Source organism: Pandoraea aquatica, assembly GCF_902459565.1.
In the GTDB taxonomy this organism is placed as follows: Bacteria; Pseudomonadota; Gammaproteobacteria; order Burkholderiales; family Burkholderiaceae; genus Pandoraea; species Pandoraea aquatica.
The window spans coordinates 116,784-131,603 of the sequence record NZ_CABPSN010000007.1 but is presented as its reverse complement, the minus strand read 5'-3'; the positions used below and the strand labels follow the sequence as shown (position 1 = coordinate 131,603).

Genomic DNA, 14,820 nt, shown 5'->3' with positions numbered 1-14,820 from the left:
CCCTTTTTTCATGTGTCTACGGCCGATGCTTTCAGTTGGTTCACTTCATCAGATCGACCAACTGATCCAGCGCCTTGCCCCAGCCGTCGTGGAAACCCATAGCTTCGTGTTGCGCGCGCGTGGCTTCGTTGCCGTGTATGGCAATCGCCGTGTAGCGCGTGCCCTTGCCTTGCGTCTCCATCAGCACGGCGGCCGTGAACTGAAAGCCACCATGTTCGGCCACCGGCGCAGGCGCGGGACGGAAACCGGGCAGCACCGCGTTCGTCCACACGAGTCGCGAATTCTCGACCACTTCCAGATAGCAGCCGACGTTCGGAAACTGCTGCCCTTCCGGCGAGCGCATGACGGTGTGAAACAGCCCCCCCGGGCGCAGATCGATTTCGCACTCGACCGTTTGCCAGGGCGCAGGCGTGAACCATTTCTTGAGATGCTCCGGTTGCGTCCACGCGGCCCAGACGCGCTCGCACGGTACATCGACATAGCGCTCCAGCACCAGGTCCAGCTTCGGGTCCACCGAGAACAGGTTGGGTCGGCTCATCTTCACGTCTCCTTCATCTGCAATAGATAGTTGTCGAGTTGGTCGAGGCGGCGCGTCCACTTGTCGCGCTGCAACTGGAGCCAATCCTGTGCGCCCGCCAGCGTTTCGGTCTCCAGCGCATAGGTCCGCACGCGTCCGGTCTTGCGCGACACGACCAGCCCACTGTCCTCCAGCACGCTCAGGTGCTGCGAGAAAGACGGCAGCGCCATCGAAAACGGACGCGCCAGCTCGCTCACGGACGCCGGGCCCAACGTCAGGCGCTCGACGACCGCACGACGTGTGGGATCGGATAACGCCTGAAAGATTCGATCGAGGGGGATGGATTGGTTAGCCATGTGCCTAACTATAGTCACTGCAATTACTTAGGTCAAGACCTTTGTATTGACGCTTTTCCATTGTCCGATGCGCTAGATCGGACGCAGCCGCGCACCGGCTTGGCGTAGAATAGAGCCTTTCCAAATTAAGCCCCGCGTTGCCGCTATGCCGTTGGCCACTACAGAAGAAATCATTGCCGAGCTCAAGGCCGGCCGCATGGTTGTCCTCGTTGACGAGGAAGATCGTGAAAACGAAGGCGACCTGGTCATGGCAGCCGAATTTGCAACGCCTGAAGCCATCAACTTCATGGCGAAGTACGGCCGTGGTCTGATTTGCCTCACGCTCACGCAAGCGCGCTGCAAGCAGCTCAACCTGCCGCTGATGACGTATCGCAACGGCACGCAGTACGGCACGGCGTTCACACTGTCGATCGAAGCCGCCGAGGGCGTGACCACGGGCATTTCCGCCGCCGACCGCGCCCATACGGTGCAGACGGCGATTTCGCGCGACGCTCGCCCCGAAGACATCGTTCAGCCGGGTCACGTGTTCCCGATCATGGCGCAGCCCGGCGGCGTGCTGGTGCGCGCAGGCCACACCGAAGCCGGTTGTGACCTGACCGCGATGGCCGGCCTCACGCCCGCGGCCGTCATCTGCGAAATCATGAACGACGACGGCACGATGGCGCGTCTGCCGCAGTTGCTGGAGTTCGCCGAGCAGCACGGCATCAAGATCGGCACCATCGTCGATCTCATCCACTATCGCAGCCGTACCGAATCGATGATCGAGACGGTGTCGTCGCGCGAAATGCAGACGGCATGGGGCCCCTTCCAGGCGACGCTCTACCGCGACAAGCCGAGCGGCAATCCGCATCTGGCGCTGGTGCGCGGCGTGCCGTCGCCCGACGAAGAGACGCTGGTGCGCGTGCACGAGCCGCTGTCGGTGATGGACTTGCTGGAAACCGGCGTGTCGACCCACTCGTGGACGCTCGCAGGTGCGATGAAGGCGATTGCCGAAGAAGGCAAGGGCGTGGTGGTGCTGCTGAACTGCGTCGAGACGCCCGAGCATCTCTTCAACCAGTTCGAAGCGCTGGACGAAACCGAGAAGGCGGCACGCGCCAAGCGCCGCCCGGTGGACTTCCGTACGCACGGCGTTGGCGCACAGATCCTGCGCGAGCTGGGTGTCGGTAAAATGCGAGTCCTGTCGAGCCCACGCAAGATTCCCAACATGGCAGGTTATGGCCTTGAGGTCACCGGTTTCCAACCGATGCCCGGCGCCGAGACTGCCTGAGTTACCTTGTATCGACGTCCCGTCGGTAACGGGGCGTCATCTTGCCGAGCATTGCCTGTCTCGGGCATGCCGGCATATCGTTGGCCGCACCGCCTGGACGGTACTTTTTTGAGGAAGCCCATTATGGAAATCGGACAATACCAGCCGGAACTCGACGGTGAAGGCCTGCGCGTGGGCATCGTGCAAGCACGATTCAATGACGCGGTCTGCACCGCACTGCGCACGGCGGCCGTGGCCGAACTCGACCGCCTTGGCGTCGACGGCGAAGACGTGCTGCTCGTGACGGTGCCCGGTGCGCTGGAAATTCCGCTGGCATTGCAGAAGATGGCCGAAAGCGGCCAGTTCGACGCGCTCATCGCGCTCGGCGCGGTGATCCGTGGCGAGACGTATCACTTTGAGCTGGTGTCGAACGAAAGCGGTGCCGGTATTACGCGCATCGGTCTGGACTTCGGTATTCCCATCGCCAACGCGGTGCTGACGACCGAAAACGACGAACAGGCCGAAGTGCGCGCCGCCGAGAAGGGCCGCGATGCGGCTCGCGTGGCGGTGGAAATGGCCAATCTGCTCGAAGCCATCGACATGTTGAGTGGCGACGATGCAGAGGATGAAGACGAAGACGAAGAAGAGGAAGATCGGTAATGAAGAGTGCACGGCGCCGCGCGCGCGAATTTGCGCTGCAAGGAGTGTATCAATGGCTGATTTCGCGCGGCCACGCGAGTGAGATCGATGCTCACCTGCGCTCCACCCCTGGCTACGACAAGGCGGATCAGGTCCTGCTGGAAGCTGTCCTGTATGGAAGCATCCGCGAGGCCGACGCCCTGTCGCAGCAACTCCAGCCGCATCTGGACCGACCGGCAGCGCAGCTGTCGCCGATCGAACATGCCGCGCTCATCGCAGGTGCGTACGAACTGATTCATCTTCAGGACGTGCCATACCGTGTGGTGATCAACGAGGCCGTCGAAGTCGTGAAGACGTTCGGTGGACCGGACGGTCACCGCTTCGTGAACGGCGTGCTCGACAAGTTCGCCGCCGAGGTCCGCCCGGCGGAAGTCGCGGCCAACCGCAACGGCGGTCGCGGCAAGAGCGCCTGACGTTCCAACGTATTGAAGCAACAACGTCCTCCCCCCGATATGGACCGCATGCCCAACCTCGCCTCCGCGCTGACACTGGCGCAACGTGTCGACGACATCGCCCCTTTTCACGTGATGGAGTTGGCCAAGCAGGCCGCGTTGCGTGAGAAGGCGGGGCACCGTGTGATCCACATGGGGATCGGGGAGCCGGATTTCACGGCACCCGAAGCGGTCATCGAAGCGGCGGCGAAAGCCATGCGCGATGGCCGGACGCAATACACCAGCGCAATGGGCGTGCCCGCGCTGCGCGAAGCCATCTCCGGCTACTACCGTAGTTTTTATGGAGTGGACGTCGATCCGTCGCGCATCGTCGTGACGGCCGGCGCGTCGGCCGCGCTCGTGCTGGCCTGTGCGGCGCTCGTGGGCGTGGGCGACGAAGTGCTGATGCCGGATCCCTGCTATCCGTGCAACCGACACTTCGTGTCGACGTTCGACGGCAAGCCGGTGCTGATTCCTTCGGGCCCGGCAGAGCGTTTCCAGCTCACGGCCGAGCGCATCGAATCCCATTGGGGGGCGAAGACGAAGGGCGTGCTGCTGGCGTCGCCATCGAATCCGACAGGTACCTCGATTGAGACCGACGAGCTTGCCCGTATCGTGAAGACGGTGCGTGCGCGTGGCGGCTTCACGCTCGTCGACGAGATCTATCAGGGGCTGTCGTACGACGGCAAGCCGACGACCGCGCTGAGCTTCGGCGACGACGTGCTGGTCGTGAGCAGCTTCTCGAAGTACTTCAATATGACGGGCTGGCGTCTTGGCTGGCTGGTGGTGCCGCCGTCGCTGGTGCCCACGTTCGAGAAGCTTTCGCAGAACCTGTTCATCTGCCCGTCAGCGGTGGCGCAGCATGCCGCAACGGCCTGTTTCCTCCCCGAAACGCTGGCGATCTACGAGACCCGCAAGGAAGCGTTCCGTCAGCGGCGCGATTACATCGTGCCGGCGTTGGAGCGTCTGGGTTTCAAGGTGCCCGTGATGCCGGACGGTGCGTTCTACGTCTACGCCGACTGTACCGGTGTGCCGCATGCCGACGCCAGCGATAGTGACCGTCTCACACAAGCGCTGCTTCAGCAGGCTGACGTCGTGCTCGTACCGGGTCTCGACTTCGGGTTCGCCGAGCCGCGTCGGTACATTCGCCTGTCTTACGCCACGTCGCTCGAACAACTGCACGAAGCGATGGATCGGATCGGCAAAGTCTTCGCGACAGGCTGAGCGGTTTTCCTCGCGCCAAAACAAAAAACCCATCGAAGCGATTCGATGGGTTTTTTGTTGGCTGCGCAGTGCGTCTCTATATAGATAGCCTCGCAGGCCGATGGATGCGCCGGCCGTGGCGCATCGCGAGGTCGTCGGTAGTTACCGACCGTTCAGGCTGCCGTGCTGTCGTCCGCTTCGAGCGGCTTGGCAGCGGCAGCCGCCTTGCCATTCGAGGTCGACGCTGCCGGCGCGGGGGCCGATTCCGTCGAATCGATCGACTTGCCGGTCGAGACCGGCTTCGCCACCGGCTTGGCCGAGCTGACGATCACCGGCGCTTGCGGCTCGTTCGGCGAGACCTTGCGTCCCATGGTCACACCACGAAGACGATCGCGCTCGGCGAGCACCTTGGCACCGTAGCCACCGTCACCGGCGCTGGTCGATCCGACGTACAGACGCAGACCACCTGCCAGCGAACCGCCGCGTGCGATGCATTCCTTCAGAATCAGGGCACCGACCTTGATATTGGCCAGCGGGTGCAGCGCAGCTTCCGGACCGCCGAAGTATTCGAGCTTGTCCTGATGCACCTTCGACATGACCTGCATGAGGCCCTGTGCGCCGACAGTGCTCTCGGCATACGGGTTGAAACCCGATTCGATAGCCATCACGGCGAGCAGCAGTAGCGGATCGAGTCCGACTTCCTTACCCGTCGAGTAGGCCGCGCGCACGAGGTTGCCCGTCACGTCGCCCGCCACGCGATAGCGGCGTGCGAGGTAGTCGGCAACGGCGATCTGCTCACGCGTATCGAGCACCTTGGTGGCACGCGCATCGGCCGCCACTCGCTGGTTCGGGATATACGCCGCGAGGACAGCGGCCGACGGCACGTGCTGCGCCGCTTGCGCCATCATCGTCGAATCCGACGCCGTGCCTTGTGCAACGATGCCGCCGTTGGCGCCCTGGCCGGCCGCGTTGGCCGTACCGGTGGCTGCCTCAAGCAGCGGACCCACGCGCGACGCCATATCGGCGCGCCACGTCGGTCGAGCCCACAGCGCCAGCGTGCCAACCACGGCAACCAGACCGACCGCGCTGGACGTATACAGTCCAACACGACCGCCGTGCCAGGCAAGGCGACGCCAATCGCGGCGAGCCAAGGCTACCGTTGCCGCGCCGCGCGCGCGAAGCGCACCGAACACGGCCAGTAGCCAGGGTGATAAACCAGACTTCTTCATACTACGTACTCCGGTTACGCCGTCACCACGGGGTGGCCCCGGGGCGTAAGGAAGTAAGCCGGTATGCCCGCCAGGCATCCCGTTAAGCGCTTACTTACGGCATATGGAAAGAGGCGGTGCATCGTGTTGTCATGGACGATGCCGCTACCGCCGCAGCGCGCCGACCTGTTCAGGTCTCTGGCGCTGACGAGCTATCGCTCGCGCTGCTTCCTAAAACACTGGTTTCCCGACCTCGGTGAGAAAACCAGCCACTGAAAATCCACGTCGATGTTGTAGTTGTCGCTAAGCTCGAGCGGGTCGGCCTACCCGTCATCGAAGCCGCCTTTCTGGATTCAACGGGCGGATTGTAGCAGTGATATATAAACCGTCAATACTATTAACAGTCAAAATCATTACAAAAAGTAATTTGTAACACCTGTTTTGCCGTGACGTTTTACCGCCTTGGCCGGTAAAATGCCCTGCCCCACCCCGCGTTTACAAGGGTGTCACCCCGACTTTCACGCGATTCAAACGCCCGTTCGATCCGGACGTATGAATTTCGTAAAAATTTTTGGTAACGGTTTGTTTCATGAAATATCTCGATCTTCGTGACTTCACCGCGCAACTGGAGCGATCCGGCCAGCTTCGTCGCGTAGACGTGCCGGTCTCGCCGGTGCTTGAGATGACAGCGCTGGCCGACCGCGTGCTCAAAGCCGGCGGCCCGGCCCTGTGGTTCGAGCGGCCGACCGGTCATGACATGCCCGTGCTCGCCAACTTGTTTGGCACCCCTGAACGAGTGGCACTGGGGATGGGTGTCGAGGACGGCGAGAACGCGCTCAGTTCGCTGCGCGATATCGGCCGCCTTCTCTCGACGCTCAAGGAACCGGAGCCGCCGCGCGGGCTGAAGGATGCAGGCAAGCTGCTCGGCATGGCGAAGGCCGTGTGGGACATGGCCCCGAAGGAAGTCAGTAGTCCGGTGTGCCAGGAGATCGTCTGGGAGGGCGACGACGTCGATCTCTCCCGTCTGCCGATCCAGACTTGCTGGCCCGGCGATGCGGCACCGCTAATTACGTGGGGGCTGGTTATTACGAAGGGCCCGCACCGTAAGCGTCAGAACCTCGGCATCTATCGTCAGCAGGTCATCAGCCGCAACGAAGTCATCATGCGCTGGCTCGCTCATCGGGGCGGTGCGCTGGATTTCCGTGAGTTCGCACAGGCGAATCCGGGCAAGCCGTTTCCGATTGCCGTCGCCCTCGGTGCCGACCCGGCGACCATGCTCGGTGCCGTCACCCCCGTCCCCGATACGCTCTCCGAGTATCAATTTGCCGGCTTGCTGCGTGGCAGCCGTACGGAATTGGCCAAGTGCGTGACACCCGGACTGGAGTCGCTACGCGTGCCTGCCCGTGCCGAGATCGTATTGGAAGGTTTCATTTACCCGTCCGAACAACCGCCTGTCGTACCCGAAGGCGCACCGCCGCCGCCCTCGCGCGGCGCGACTGCCGGTTATGAACACGCGCTCGAAGGCCCCTACGGCGACCACACCGGCTATTACAACGAGCAGGAGTGGTTCCCGGTATTCAAGATCGAGCGCATTACGATGCGCCGCAACGCCGTCTATCACTCGACCTACACGGGTAAGCCGCCCGACGAACCGGCTGTGCTCGGCGTAGCGCTAAATGAAGTGTTCGTACCGCTGCTGCAAAAGCAATTCCCGGAAATCACCGACTTCTATCTACCGCCTGAGGGTTGCAGCTACCGGATGGCCATCGTCCAGATGAAGAAGGCCTATCCGGGCCATGCCAAGCGCGTGATGTTCGGGGTGTGGAGCTTCCTGCGCCAGTTCATGTATACGAAGTTCATCGTCGTGGTGGACGAAGACGTCGATATTCGCGACTGGAAGGAAGTGATCTGGGCGATCACGACCCGCGTGGACCCGACGCGCGACACCACACTCGTCGACCAGACCCCCATCGACTATCTCGATTTCGCCTCGCCCAAGGCCGGGCTGGGCTCGAAGATGGGGATCGACGCGACCAACAAGTGGCCGGGCGAAACTTCGCGCGAGTGGGGGCGTCCGATCGAAATGACCGCCGACGTCGACGCGCGCATGGCTGCTCTATATAAGGATCTCGGCCTGTAAAACCGGCCACGATCCCGCGTCGTACCGAACGCCGGTGGCCGTCAGGCTGCCGGCGTTTGTGTTTGTGCGCAATGCGCACGGGGCGTCTCGAACGCTCTCTATCAATAGAGTAAGCTGGCACCCGAAAGACAGATAAGCCGTATCCGTTTCCGTCCCCCGGGTCGGCGCGACCTCCCCCTGAGCGCACCGACCGGTCATCGAAAGGAGCTAATCGTGTCCTCATCCCCTACCTCCCGCGCTTCACACTCTCCTCACGCCTCGGCCAAAGCGCATCCCGCGCTGGCCCGTCTCAAAGATCCCGATCTGCTCAAGTTCAATGCCTACATCGACGGTGACTGGACGCAAGCCGACTCCCACGCCACCTTCTCGGTCAACGATCCGGCCACCGACGCCGAAATCGCACAAGTGGCCGATCTCGGCGCGAAGGAAACCGAGCGCGCACTCGTCGCTGCCGAAGCCGCCCTGCCCGAATGGCGCAGCAAGACCGGCAAGGAACGCGCACGCATCATGCGTCACTGGTTCGATCTCATCATGGCGGCGCAGGACGACCTCGGCGCGATCATGACGGCCGAACAAGGCAAGCCGCTGGCCGAAGCCAAGGGTGAAGTCGCGTATGGCGCGTCGTTCATCGAGTGGTTCGCCGAAGAAGCCAAACGGATCGACGGCGACGTGCTGGCCTCGCCCGAAGGCGGCAAGCGCCTGTTGGTGCTGAAGCAGCCCATCGGCGTGTGCGCATCGATCACGCCGTGGAACTTCCCCATCGCGATGATCACCCGCAAGATCGCCCCGGCCATCGCGGCGGGCTGCACGATCGTGGTCAAACCGGCCCGGCTCACCCCGCTGTCTGCGTTGGCTCTGGCCGAACTGGCCGACCGCGCCGGGTTGCCCAAGGGCGTGTTCAATGTCGTGACGTCGAAAAACTCGTCGGACGTCGGCAACGTGCTGACGTCCAGCCCGCGCGTGCGCCATCTCTCCTTCACCGGTTCGACGCCGGTCGGCGCGAAGTTGATGGAGCAATGTGCGTCCACCATCAAGAAGGTGGCGCTCGAACTCGGCGGCCTCGCGCCGTTTCTGGTGTTTGACGACGCCGACGTCGATGCAGCCGTCGAAGGCTGCATCGCGTCCAAATTCCGCAATGCGGGACAAACGTGCGTCTGCGCCAACCGCATCTACGCACAAGACGGGATTTACGATGCCTTCGTCGAAAAGCTCACTGCCGCGGTGAGCCGCCTGCGCGTGGGCAATGGCTTCGAGCCGGGCGTGGCGATCGGCCCGCTTATCGAAGACGCCGCCATCGCCAAGGTCGAGCGTCACGTGGAGGATGCCGTCGCCAAGGGCGGACGTGTCACCGTCGGTGGCAAGGTGCTGCACGGTCGCTTCTTCGAACCGACTGTCGTGGCCGACGCCAGTGCCGACATGCTCGTGGCGCAGGAGGAGACGTTCGGCCCGGTCGCGCCAGTCTTCCGTTTCAAGGACGAAGCCGACGGCATCCGGCTGGCAAACGCATCTGACTTCGGGCTGGCGTCGTATTTCTTCGCGCGCGACGTAGGCCGCGTATGGCGCGTCGCCGAGGGCATCGAGGCGGGCATGGTCGGCATCAACACCGGCCTCATCTCGAACGAGGTCGCGCCATTCGGCGGGGTCAAGCAGTCCGGACTGGGGCGTGAGGGGTCGAAATACGGCATCGACGAGTACCTTGAGATGAAGTATCTCTGCCTCGCCGGGATGTGAAAATCATCTGACCCTTTAACAATTTGTAATAGTCGCTTTCCCACGGCGTGAGCCGCGCCGTGACTGGGCTGCGCCCATTTCGACCTAACGTCGCCGAACCGGACGCCATCGGACAAACGTTACAAAGTCCCACAGATGGGGTCCGGCTCGGGTAGAATCGCGCTTTTTTCGCGAACCGCGACTCCGACCCCAATTCGGTCGTCTCATACGCCAATTGCGGTACCCCCGTCGGAAGCCGGTGCAGTCTCGCGAAGCCGATCAACAGAAGTCGCGTCCGTCAGCGCCTCCCCCGCGCCGTCATGCTCCTTGTGATGGCGACGGCCTGACGGCCGTGTCCGCCCTCGCGCAATGCATCCCCCGCTCCTTGCGGGCGTCTGCGTTGTACCCCCCGGGCGTGGAGAAGACATCTATGGATAACAACCAATCCCTCATGCGCAACATCGGGCCGTTCGCCCTGATGTTGACCGGTCTCGGCTCGATCATCGGCTCCGGCTGGCTGTTCGGTGCCTGGAAAGCCGCCAAAATCGCCGGACCGGCGGCCCTTCTCGCCTGGCTCATCGGCGCTGTCGTGATTCTCGCCATTGCCCTGACGTACGCCGAACTCGGCGCGATGTTCCCCGAATCGGGCGGCATGGTGCGCTACTCGCGTTACTCGCACGGCAGTCTCGTCGGCTTTATCGCTGCCTGGGCCAACTGGATCGCCATCGTGTCGGTGATCCCGATCGAGGCCGAAGCGTCGATCCAGTACATGAGCACGTGGCCGTACGACTGGGCGCACGCCCTGTTCGTGGACGGCACGCTCACCACGAGCGGGCTGGTGTTGTCCGCCCTGCTCGTGATCGTCTACTTCATGCTGAACTACTGGGGTGTGAAGCTCTTCGCGCGTGCGAACACGGCGATTACGCTCTTCAAGTTCGCGATTCCCGCGCTGACCATCGCCGGTCTGATCATTGCCGGTTTCCATCCGGGCAACTTCAACATCGCCGAGCATGGCGGCTTCGCGCCGAACGGCATGTCGGCGGTGCTGACTGCTGTTGCCACGTCCGGCATCGTGTTCGCGTTCAACGGTTTCCAGAGTCCGGTGAACCTCGCGGGTGAAGCACGCGATCCGGGCCGCAGCATTCCGTTTGCGGTCGTCGGCTCGATCCTGCTCGCGACCGTCATCTATTTGCTGCTGCAAGTTGCGTACATCGGCGCGCTGTCGCCGGAGCAACTCGCGGGTGGCTGGCACATGGTGAGCTTCAGCTCGCCGTTCGCCGAACTGGCGATTGCACTGGGCTTGAACTGGCTGGCGATCGTGCTGTACTTCGACGCGTTCCTGAGCCCCAGTGGCACGGGCACGACGTACATGGCGACGACGAGCCGCATGATTTACGCGATGGAGCGTAACCGCACGTTGCCCGCCATCTTCGGTCGTGTGCATCCGCTGTACGGTGTGCCGCGTCAGGCGATGTGGTTCAACCTCGCGATCTCGTTCATCTTCATGTTCTTCTTCCGCGGTTGGGATTCGCTGGCGGCCGTGATCTCGGTGGCGACGGTGATTTCGTATCTGACGGGCCCGATCAGCGTGATGTCGCTGCGTCGCTCGGCACCGGACATGCACCGTCCGCTGCGCCTGCCGGGCCTGTCGCTGATCGCGCCGTTCGCATTTGTGTGTGCCTCACTGATTCTGTACTGGGCCCGCTGGCCGCTGACGGGCCAGATCATCGTGCTGGTGGTCGTGGCGCTGCCGGTCTACTTCTACTATCAGGCGAAGGACAACTGGCAAGGTTTCGGACGCGACCTCAAGGCCTCGTGGTGGCTGATTGGCTATCTGCCGTGCATGGCGCTTTGCTCGTACGTCGGCAGCAAGGAATTCGGTGGTCTCGGTCTGCTACCCTACGGCTGGGACATGGTCATCGTCGCGGTGCTGTCGCTCGCGTTCTATCACTGGGGCGTGAAGGCTGGCTGGCGCACGCCGTATCTGTCGGAAGAGCGTGAAAGCGATGCTGCCGAGATGGAAGGTATGCCGGCGTTGTCGCACTGAGCTTTAATGTGACGCAAACGAAAAGCCCGCCAATTGGCGGGCTTTTTTTGTCCGACGCAGCACCGCCGACCAGCTCACCGATGCGCCCGACGCCGCTCGATAAACAGACTATTACCAAGCGCCCGCTTCGCCATCTTCTTCGCATCGGCGGCCGCAGCAGAAACTTCCACGTGCGACGGAAAACTCTCCGGCGTGACCGCGACCACGCCAATCGACAGACTCGTGATCGGATGGAAGATGACCATCCCGCGACGATCTTCCGCCTCGAACCCGCCAGCGGCGATCTGATCCGGATGGAAGTATTCCGTCACTGCTTCGCCAAAACGCGTCAGCGCCTCGCGGCAGCGCGCCTCCCAATCGGGGCTGCGGAACAGGATCAGGAAGTCGTCGCCACCGATGTGGCCTAAAAAATCGCGCTCGGGATTGCGAACCGCCATCAGCACACGCGCGACCAGTTGAATCAGGTCGTCGCCGCGACGATAGCCGAACACGTCGTTGAACGGCTTGAAGTTATCCAGATCGACGTAGCACGCGTGGAACGACTGACGCTCACCGATCATGCGATCCATGTAGTCGTCGATCGGCACGTTGCCCGGCAGCAGCGTGAGCGGATTGGCGTAGCGCGCCGCATCCAGTTGCATATCGGTGATGTGACGCATCAGCGCATGCCCCTGCGCCACACCGAAATAGCGCCCCTGATCCGTCACGATGAAGCCCGCCGCGATCTGACGGCTCGCCCCTTCGGCAATCATCCGGCTCAGATCCTCGACACGCGCCGCCTTGTCGAACGTGAGCGGACGCGGCTCCATGACGGCCGAGCACGGCTTGCGTCCGTACAACTCGCGCGTGAACGGTCGGGCAAAGCGCCCGATCAGCGACGCCCGTCCGATCAGCCCAACCGCGCGTTCGCGCTCCACCACCGGCAGCACTTCCAGCGCAGGATCGCTCTCGAAACGCGCCACCACGTCCTCACTGCGCGTATCCGGCGATACAGGCGCGACGTAAGACGCAATGCGCTCCAGCGTCACATTCCCCGCCCCCAACTGACTGGGCTGCTGATGCACATAGGCACGGCGCTCGTTCACCACTTCCTGCACATCGGCTGTAATCGCCCGCTGCGGCTGCGCCTCGGGACGCGCAATGAAATACCCCTGCCCTAGGAAGATGCCCAGATCGCGCACGACCTGAAGCTCCTCGGCATGCTCGATGCCTTCGGCAATGACGCGCGTGCCGCTCGTCTCTGCAATCTGACGCATCGAACGCACGAACTGAAGTTTGACGGTGTCGCTGTCGATCCCGTCGACGAAATGCCGGTCGATCTTGACGTAATCCGGCCGCAGCTCCGACCACAGACGCAAGCTCGCATAGCCCTCGCCCATATCGTCGAGCGCCACTTCGAAGCCCAGCGCACGGTAGGCGGTCAGCGACGCGCGCGTGCTCGCCAGGTCCAGCGTCGGCGCGTGCTCGGTGAGTTCGAGCACCACTCGCTCCGGTGCGAGCCGGAACGACTGAAGCATGGCAAACGTCTCGTCCAGCCCCAGCGATTCGCTCACGCCACCGCCGGGGTGCGCACGCGTGACCGGACCGATGTTCAGGAACAGACGCTCAGGCAAATCCTGCTCGACAAACCCGCGCAGCACCGTGCGACGACAGGCAAGTTCCAGCGGCCCGCTCAGCCCGTGACGCCGCGCGGCTGCGAACAGCGCCATCGGCGAATGAATCGACGTGCCCGCAGGCCCGCGCACGAGACCCTCATAACCCGCGACTTCGGACGTCCGGAAATCGACGATCGGCTGAAACACGCAGGTCAGGCCGATGCCTTCGCACAACTCGGCGAGCAGCGATGCTTCGTCGGGCTCAACGTAAGGCGTGGGAGCGGAGGGCGAGGAAGAGAGAGCGGAAGCTGGCTGCGCATCGCGCGCTGTCGCGGGAGCGCCAAAGCGGTCCTGTGGACGTATCCCGGCAACTGCGGCAGGCGGGAGAGGGTTCAACTGAGACTCCGTAAGTCGGTGCGGCGCGCCGGCATCATGCAAACAGCTGTACGTTATGCGGGCATGTGTCGGGCACACTCATACGCACCGGAGGCATCTTTGCGTCGATGTGCCCCGATGAAGTCTCACCCGTTCCCCGTGTTTCACGTGCGGTCGCTGCTCTTTGGCCCATATCCGCGTCTTGTGACGGTGCCCATGGGCACCCTCTTTTACTTGGCACTCAGGCTATCGCCGTTATTTGACAAAACCGTGACAGCATCGGAATTGCAACAAATGTCGGGACAGCGTCCGCACCCGTCTCCCGTCACGCGAGAATTCGTAGCCTGACGGAGAGATTCGCGTCGCACAAGGACGAAAAAAAACGGCAACGCCGCAAAGCGTTGCCGTTCTTCTGTCGGAGGTCACCGAACCGCGCGCCCTAAGTCGGCACCCGGTCGATTCGTCCCGAAACTTACCAGGCCGTCACAACCGAACCGCCGAACTTCTGCTCGATGAAGGCCTTCACTTCCGGCGAGTGGTAAGCCTTGATCAGCTTGGCGACCCACGGCTTGTTCTTGTCGGCCGAGCGGATGACCAGCACGTTGGCGTACGGGCCGTTCGCATCTTCGATGGCGATCGAATCCTTCTTCGGGTTCAGACCGGCTTCCATCGCGAAGTTGGTGTTGATGACGGCCACAGCCACGTCGTCGAGCGAGCGCGGCAGTTGGGCAGCGTCCAGTTCCACGAACTTCAGTTTCTTCGGGTTTTCAGCCACGTCGATCGGCGTTGCCTTCAGACCGGCGTCGGCGCGCAGCTTGATCAGGCCCTGCTTTTGCAGCAACAGCAGCGCACGGCCGCCATTGGTCGGGTCGTTCGGCAGCGAGACCTTGTCACCCGTCTTCAGATCGGCCAGCGACTTGATCTTCTTCGAGTAGATGCCCATCGGGAAGATCACCGTCTTGGCGATCGATTCGAGCTTGTAGCCACGGTCCTTCACCTGCGCGTCGAGGTACGGCTGGTGCTGGTAGCTGTTCACGTCCAGATCGCCCGACGACAGCGCCGCGTTCGGCTGCACGTAATCGCTGAACTCGATGACCTTGAGGTTCAGGCCGTCCTTGGCTGCGACTTTCTTCACTTCGTCGAAGATCTGAGCGTGCGGGCCGCCCGTCACACCCACCTTCAGGTTGATGGCGTCAGCCGCAGCCGCCGGAGCGGCGAATTGCGTGGCGAATACCGTGGCGGCGCCAACACCGGCCAGCAGCTTGAAAAGCGTACGACGTTGCATGAAAAACC

The 14,820-nt window shown here is 62.8% G+C and carries 12 protein-coding genes; 7 read left to right on the top strand and 5 right to left on the bottom strand.

Annotated elements, in window-relative coordinates:
• Positions 1 to 40: 40 nt before the first annotated feature.
• Both PAQ31011_RS20820 and PAQ31011_RS20815 read right to left on the bottom strand, forming a co-directional pair.
• On the bottom strand, positions 41 to 538 hold the full coding sequence (locus tag PAQ31011_RS20820; protein ID WP_150577621.1) for an SRPBCC family protein: 498 nt from the start codon (positions 536 to 538) through the stop codon (positions 41 to 43).
• 2 nt (positions 539 to 540) lie between these two features.
• The gene (locus PAQ31011_RS20815) at positions 541 to 873 is read right to left on the bottom strand and encodes an ArsR/SmtB family transcription factor (protein ID WP_150577620.1); all 333 of its coding nucleotides are present in this window, start codon (positions 871 to 873) and stop codon (positions 541 to 543) included.
• Between the two features lie 145 nt (positions 874 to 1,018).
• Between PAQ31011_RS20815 and ribBA the strand changes: the two genes are divergently transcribed.
• The 4 genes from ribBA (at position 1,019) to PAQ31011_RS20795 (ending at position 4,473) form a co-directional block, all read left to right on the top strand.
• The gene (gene ribBA / locus PAQ31011_RS20810) at positions 1,019 to 2,140 is read left to right on the top strand and encodes a bifunctional 3,4-dihydroxy-2-butanone-4-phosphate synthase/GTP cyclohydrolase II (protein ID WP_150577619.1); all 1,122 of its coding nucleotides are present in this window, start codon (positions 1,019 to 1,021) and stop codon (positions 2,138 to 2,140) included.
• A 123-nt stretch (positions 2,141 to 2,263) separates the two neighbouring features.
• Positions 2,264 to 2,779 carry a 6,7-dimethyl-8-ribityllumazine synthase gene (ribH, locus tag PAQ31011_RS20805; protein WP_039400325.1) on the top strand — a complete coding sequence of 172 codons (516 nt, stop codon included), beginning with the start codon at positions 2,264 to 2,266 and terminating at the stop codon, positions 2,777 to 2,779.
• Positions 2,779 to 3,231, top strand: coding sequence for a transcription antitermination factor NusB (nusB, locus tag PAQ31011_RS20800; RefSeq protein WP_150577618.1), 453 nt, complete (start codon positions 2,779 to 2,781; stop codon positions 3,229 to 3,231). The genes ribH and nusB overlap by 1 nt, the downstream gene beginning before the upstream one ends.
• A 39-nt stretch (positions 3,232 to 3,270) precedes the next feature.
• A complete protein-coding gene (locus PAQ31011_RS20795) occupies positions 3,271 to 4,473 on the top strand; it encodes a pyridoxal phosphate-dependent aminotransferase (RefSeq protein ID WP_174990224.1) in 1,203 nt (400 codons plus the stop codon).
• Between the two features lie 152 nt (positions 4,474 to 4,625).
• Here the strand turns inward: PAQ31011_RS20795 and PAQ31011_RS20790 are convergent, their stop codons facing one another.
• Entirely contained in the window at positions 4,626 to 5,681 is a 1,056-nt protein-coding gene (locus PAQ31011_RS20790; RefSeq protein ID WP_150577616.1) for a lytic transglycosylase domain-containing protein, read from the bottom strand.
• Positions 5,682 to 6,249: 568 nt separating this feature from the next.
• Between PAQ31011_RS20790 and PAQ31011_RS20785 the strand changes: the two genes are divergently transcribed.
• The 3 genes from PAQ31011_RS20785 to PAQ31011_RS20775 all read left to right on the top strand — a co-directional run bounded on the left by PAQ31011_RS20785 (position 6,250) and on the right by PAQ31011_RS20775 (position 11,557).
• The gene (locus tag PAQ31011_RS20785; protein ID WP_150577615.1) at positions 6,250 to 7,800 is read left to right on the top strand and encodes a UbiD family decarboxylase; all 1,551 of its coding nucleotides are present in this window, start codon (positions 6,250 to 6,252) and stop codon (positions 7,798 to 7,800) included.
• A 213-nt stretch (positions 7,801 to 8,013) separates the two neighbouring features.
• Positions 8,014 to 9,531: an NAD-dependent succinate-semialdehyde dehydrogenase gene (locus PAQ31011_RS20780; RefSeq protein WP_150577614.1), complete on the top strand. Its 1,518-nt coding sequence runs from the start codon at positions 8,014 to 8,016 to the stop codon at positions 9,529 to 9,531.
• Between the two features lie 409 nt (positions 9,532 to 9,940).
• Complete coding sequence (locus PAQ31011_RS20775) at positions 9,941 to 11,557, top strand: APC family permease (RefSeq protein WP_150577613.1); 1,617 nt, start codon at positions 9,941 to 9,943, stop codon at positions 11,555 to 11,557.
• A 74-nt stretch (positions 11,558 to 11,631) separates the two neighbouring features.
• Here PAQ31011_RS20775 and PAQ31011_RS20770 read toward each other — a convergent pair whose 3' ends face one another.
• Entirely contained in the window at positions 11,632 to 13,548 is a 1,917-nt protein-coding gene (locus tag PAQ31011_RS20770; protein WP_246179706.1) for a GGDEF domain-containing protein, read from the bottom strand.
• Positions 13,549 to 13,999: 451 nt separating this feature from the next.
• The gene (locus tag PAQ31011_RS20765) at positions 14,000 to 14,812 is read right to left on the bottom strand and encodes a MetQ/NlpA family ABC transporter substrate-binding protein (RefSeq protein WP_150577612.1); all 813 of its coding nucleotides are present in this window, start codon (positions 14,810 to 14,812) and stop codon (positions 14,000 to 14,002) included.
• Positions 14,813 to 14,820: the final 8 nt, after the last annotated feature.

Excerpts from the sequence above, each read along its gene's own strand:
- ribBA (WP_150577619.1), top strand. The coding sequence starts at position 1,019 with ATGCCGTTGGCCACTACAGAAGAAATCATTGCCGAGCTCAAGGCCGGC.
- nusB (WP_150577618.1), top strand. The coding sequence starts at position 2,779 with ATGAAGAGTGCACGGCGCCGCGCGCGCGAATTTGCGCTGCAAGGAGTG.
- PAQ31011_RS20775 (WP_150577613.1), top strand. The coding sequence starts at position 9,941 with ATGGATAACAACCAATCCCTCATGCGCAACATCGGGCCGTTCGCCCTG.
- PAQ31011_RS20785 (WP_150577615.1), top strand. The coding sequence starts at position 6,250 with ATGAAATATCTCGATCTTCGTGACTTCACCGCGCAACTGGAGCGATCC.
- PAQ31011_RS20820 (WP_150577621.1), bottom strand. The coding sequence starts at position 538 with ATGAGCCGACCCAACCTGTTCTCGGTGGACCCGAAGCTGGACCTGGTG.
- PAQ31011_RS20765 (WP_150577612.1), bottom strand. The coding sequence starts at position 14,812 with ATGCAACGTCGTACGCTTTTCAAGCTGCTGGCCGGTGTTGGCGCCGCC.
- PAQ31011_RS20790 (WP_150577616.1), bottom strand. The coding sequence starts at position 5,681 with ATGAAGAAGTCTGGTTTATCACCCTGGCTACTGGCCGTGTTCGGTGCG.
- PAQ31011_RS20815 (WP_150577620.1), bottom strand. The coding sequence starts at position 873 with ATGGCTAACCAATCCATCCCCCTCGATCGAATCTTTCAGGCGTTATCC.
- ribH (WP_039400325.1), top strand. The coding sequence starts at position 2,264 with ATGGAAATCGGACAATACCAGCCGGAACTCGACGGTGAAGGCCTGCGC.
- PAQ31011_RS20795 (WP_174990224.1), top strand. The coding sequence starts at position 3,271 with ATGGACCGCATGCCCAACCTCGCCTCCGCGCTGACACTGGCGCAACGT.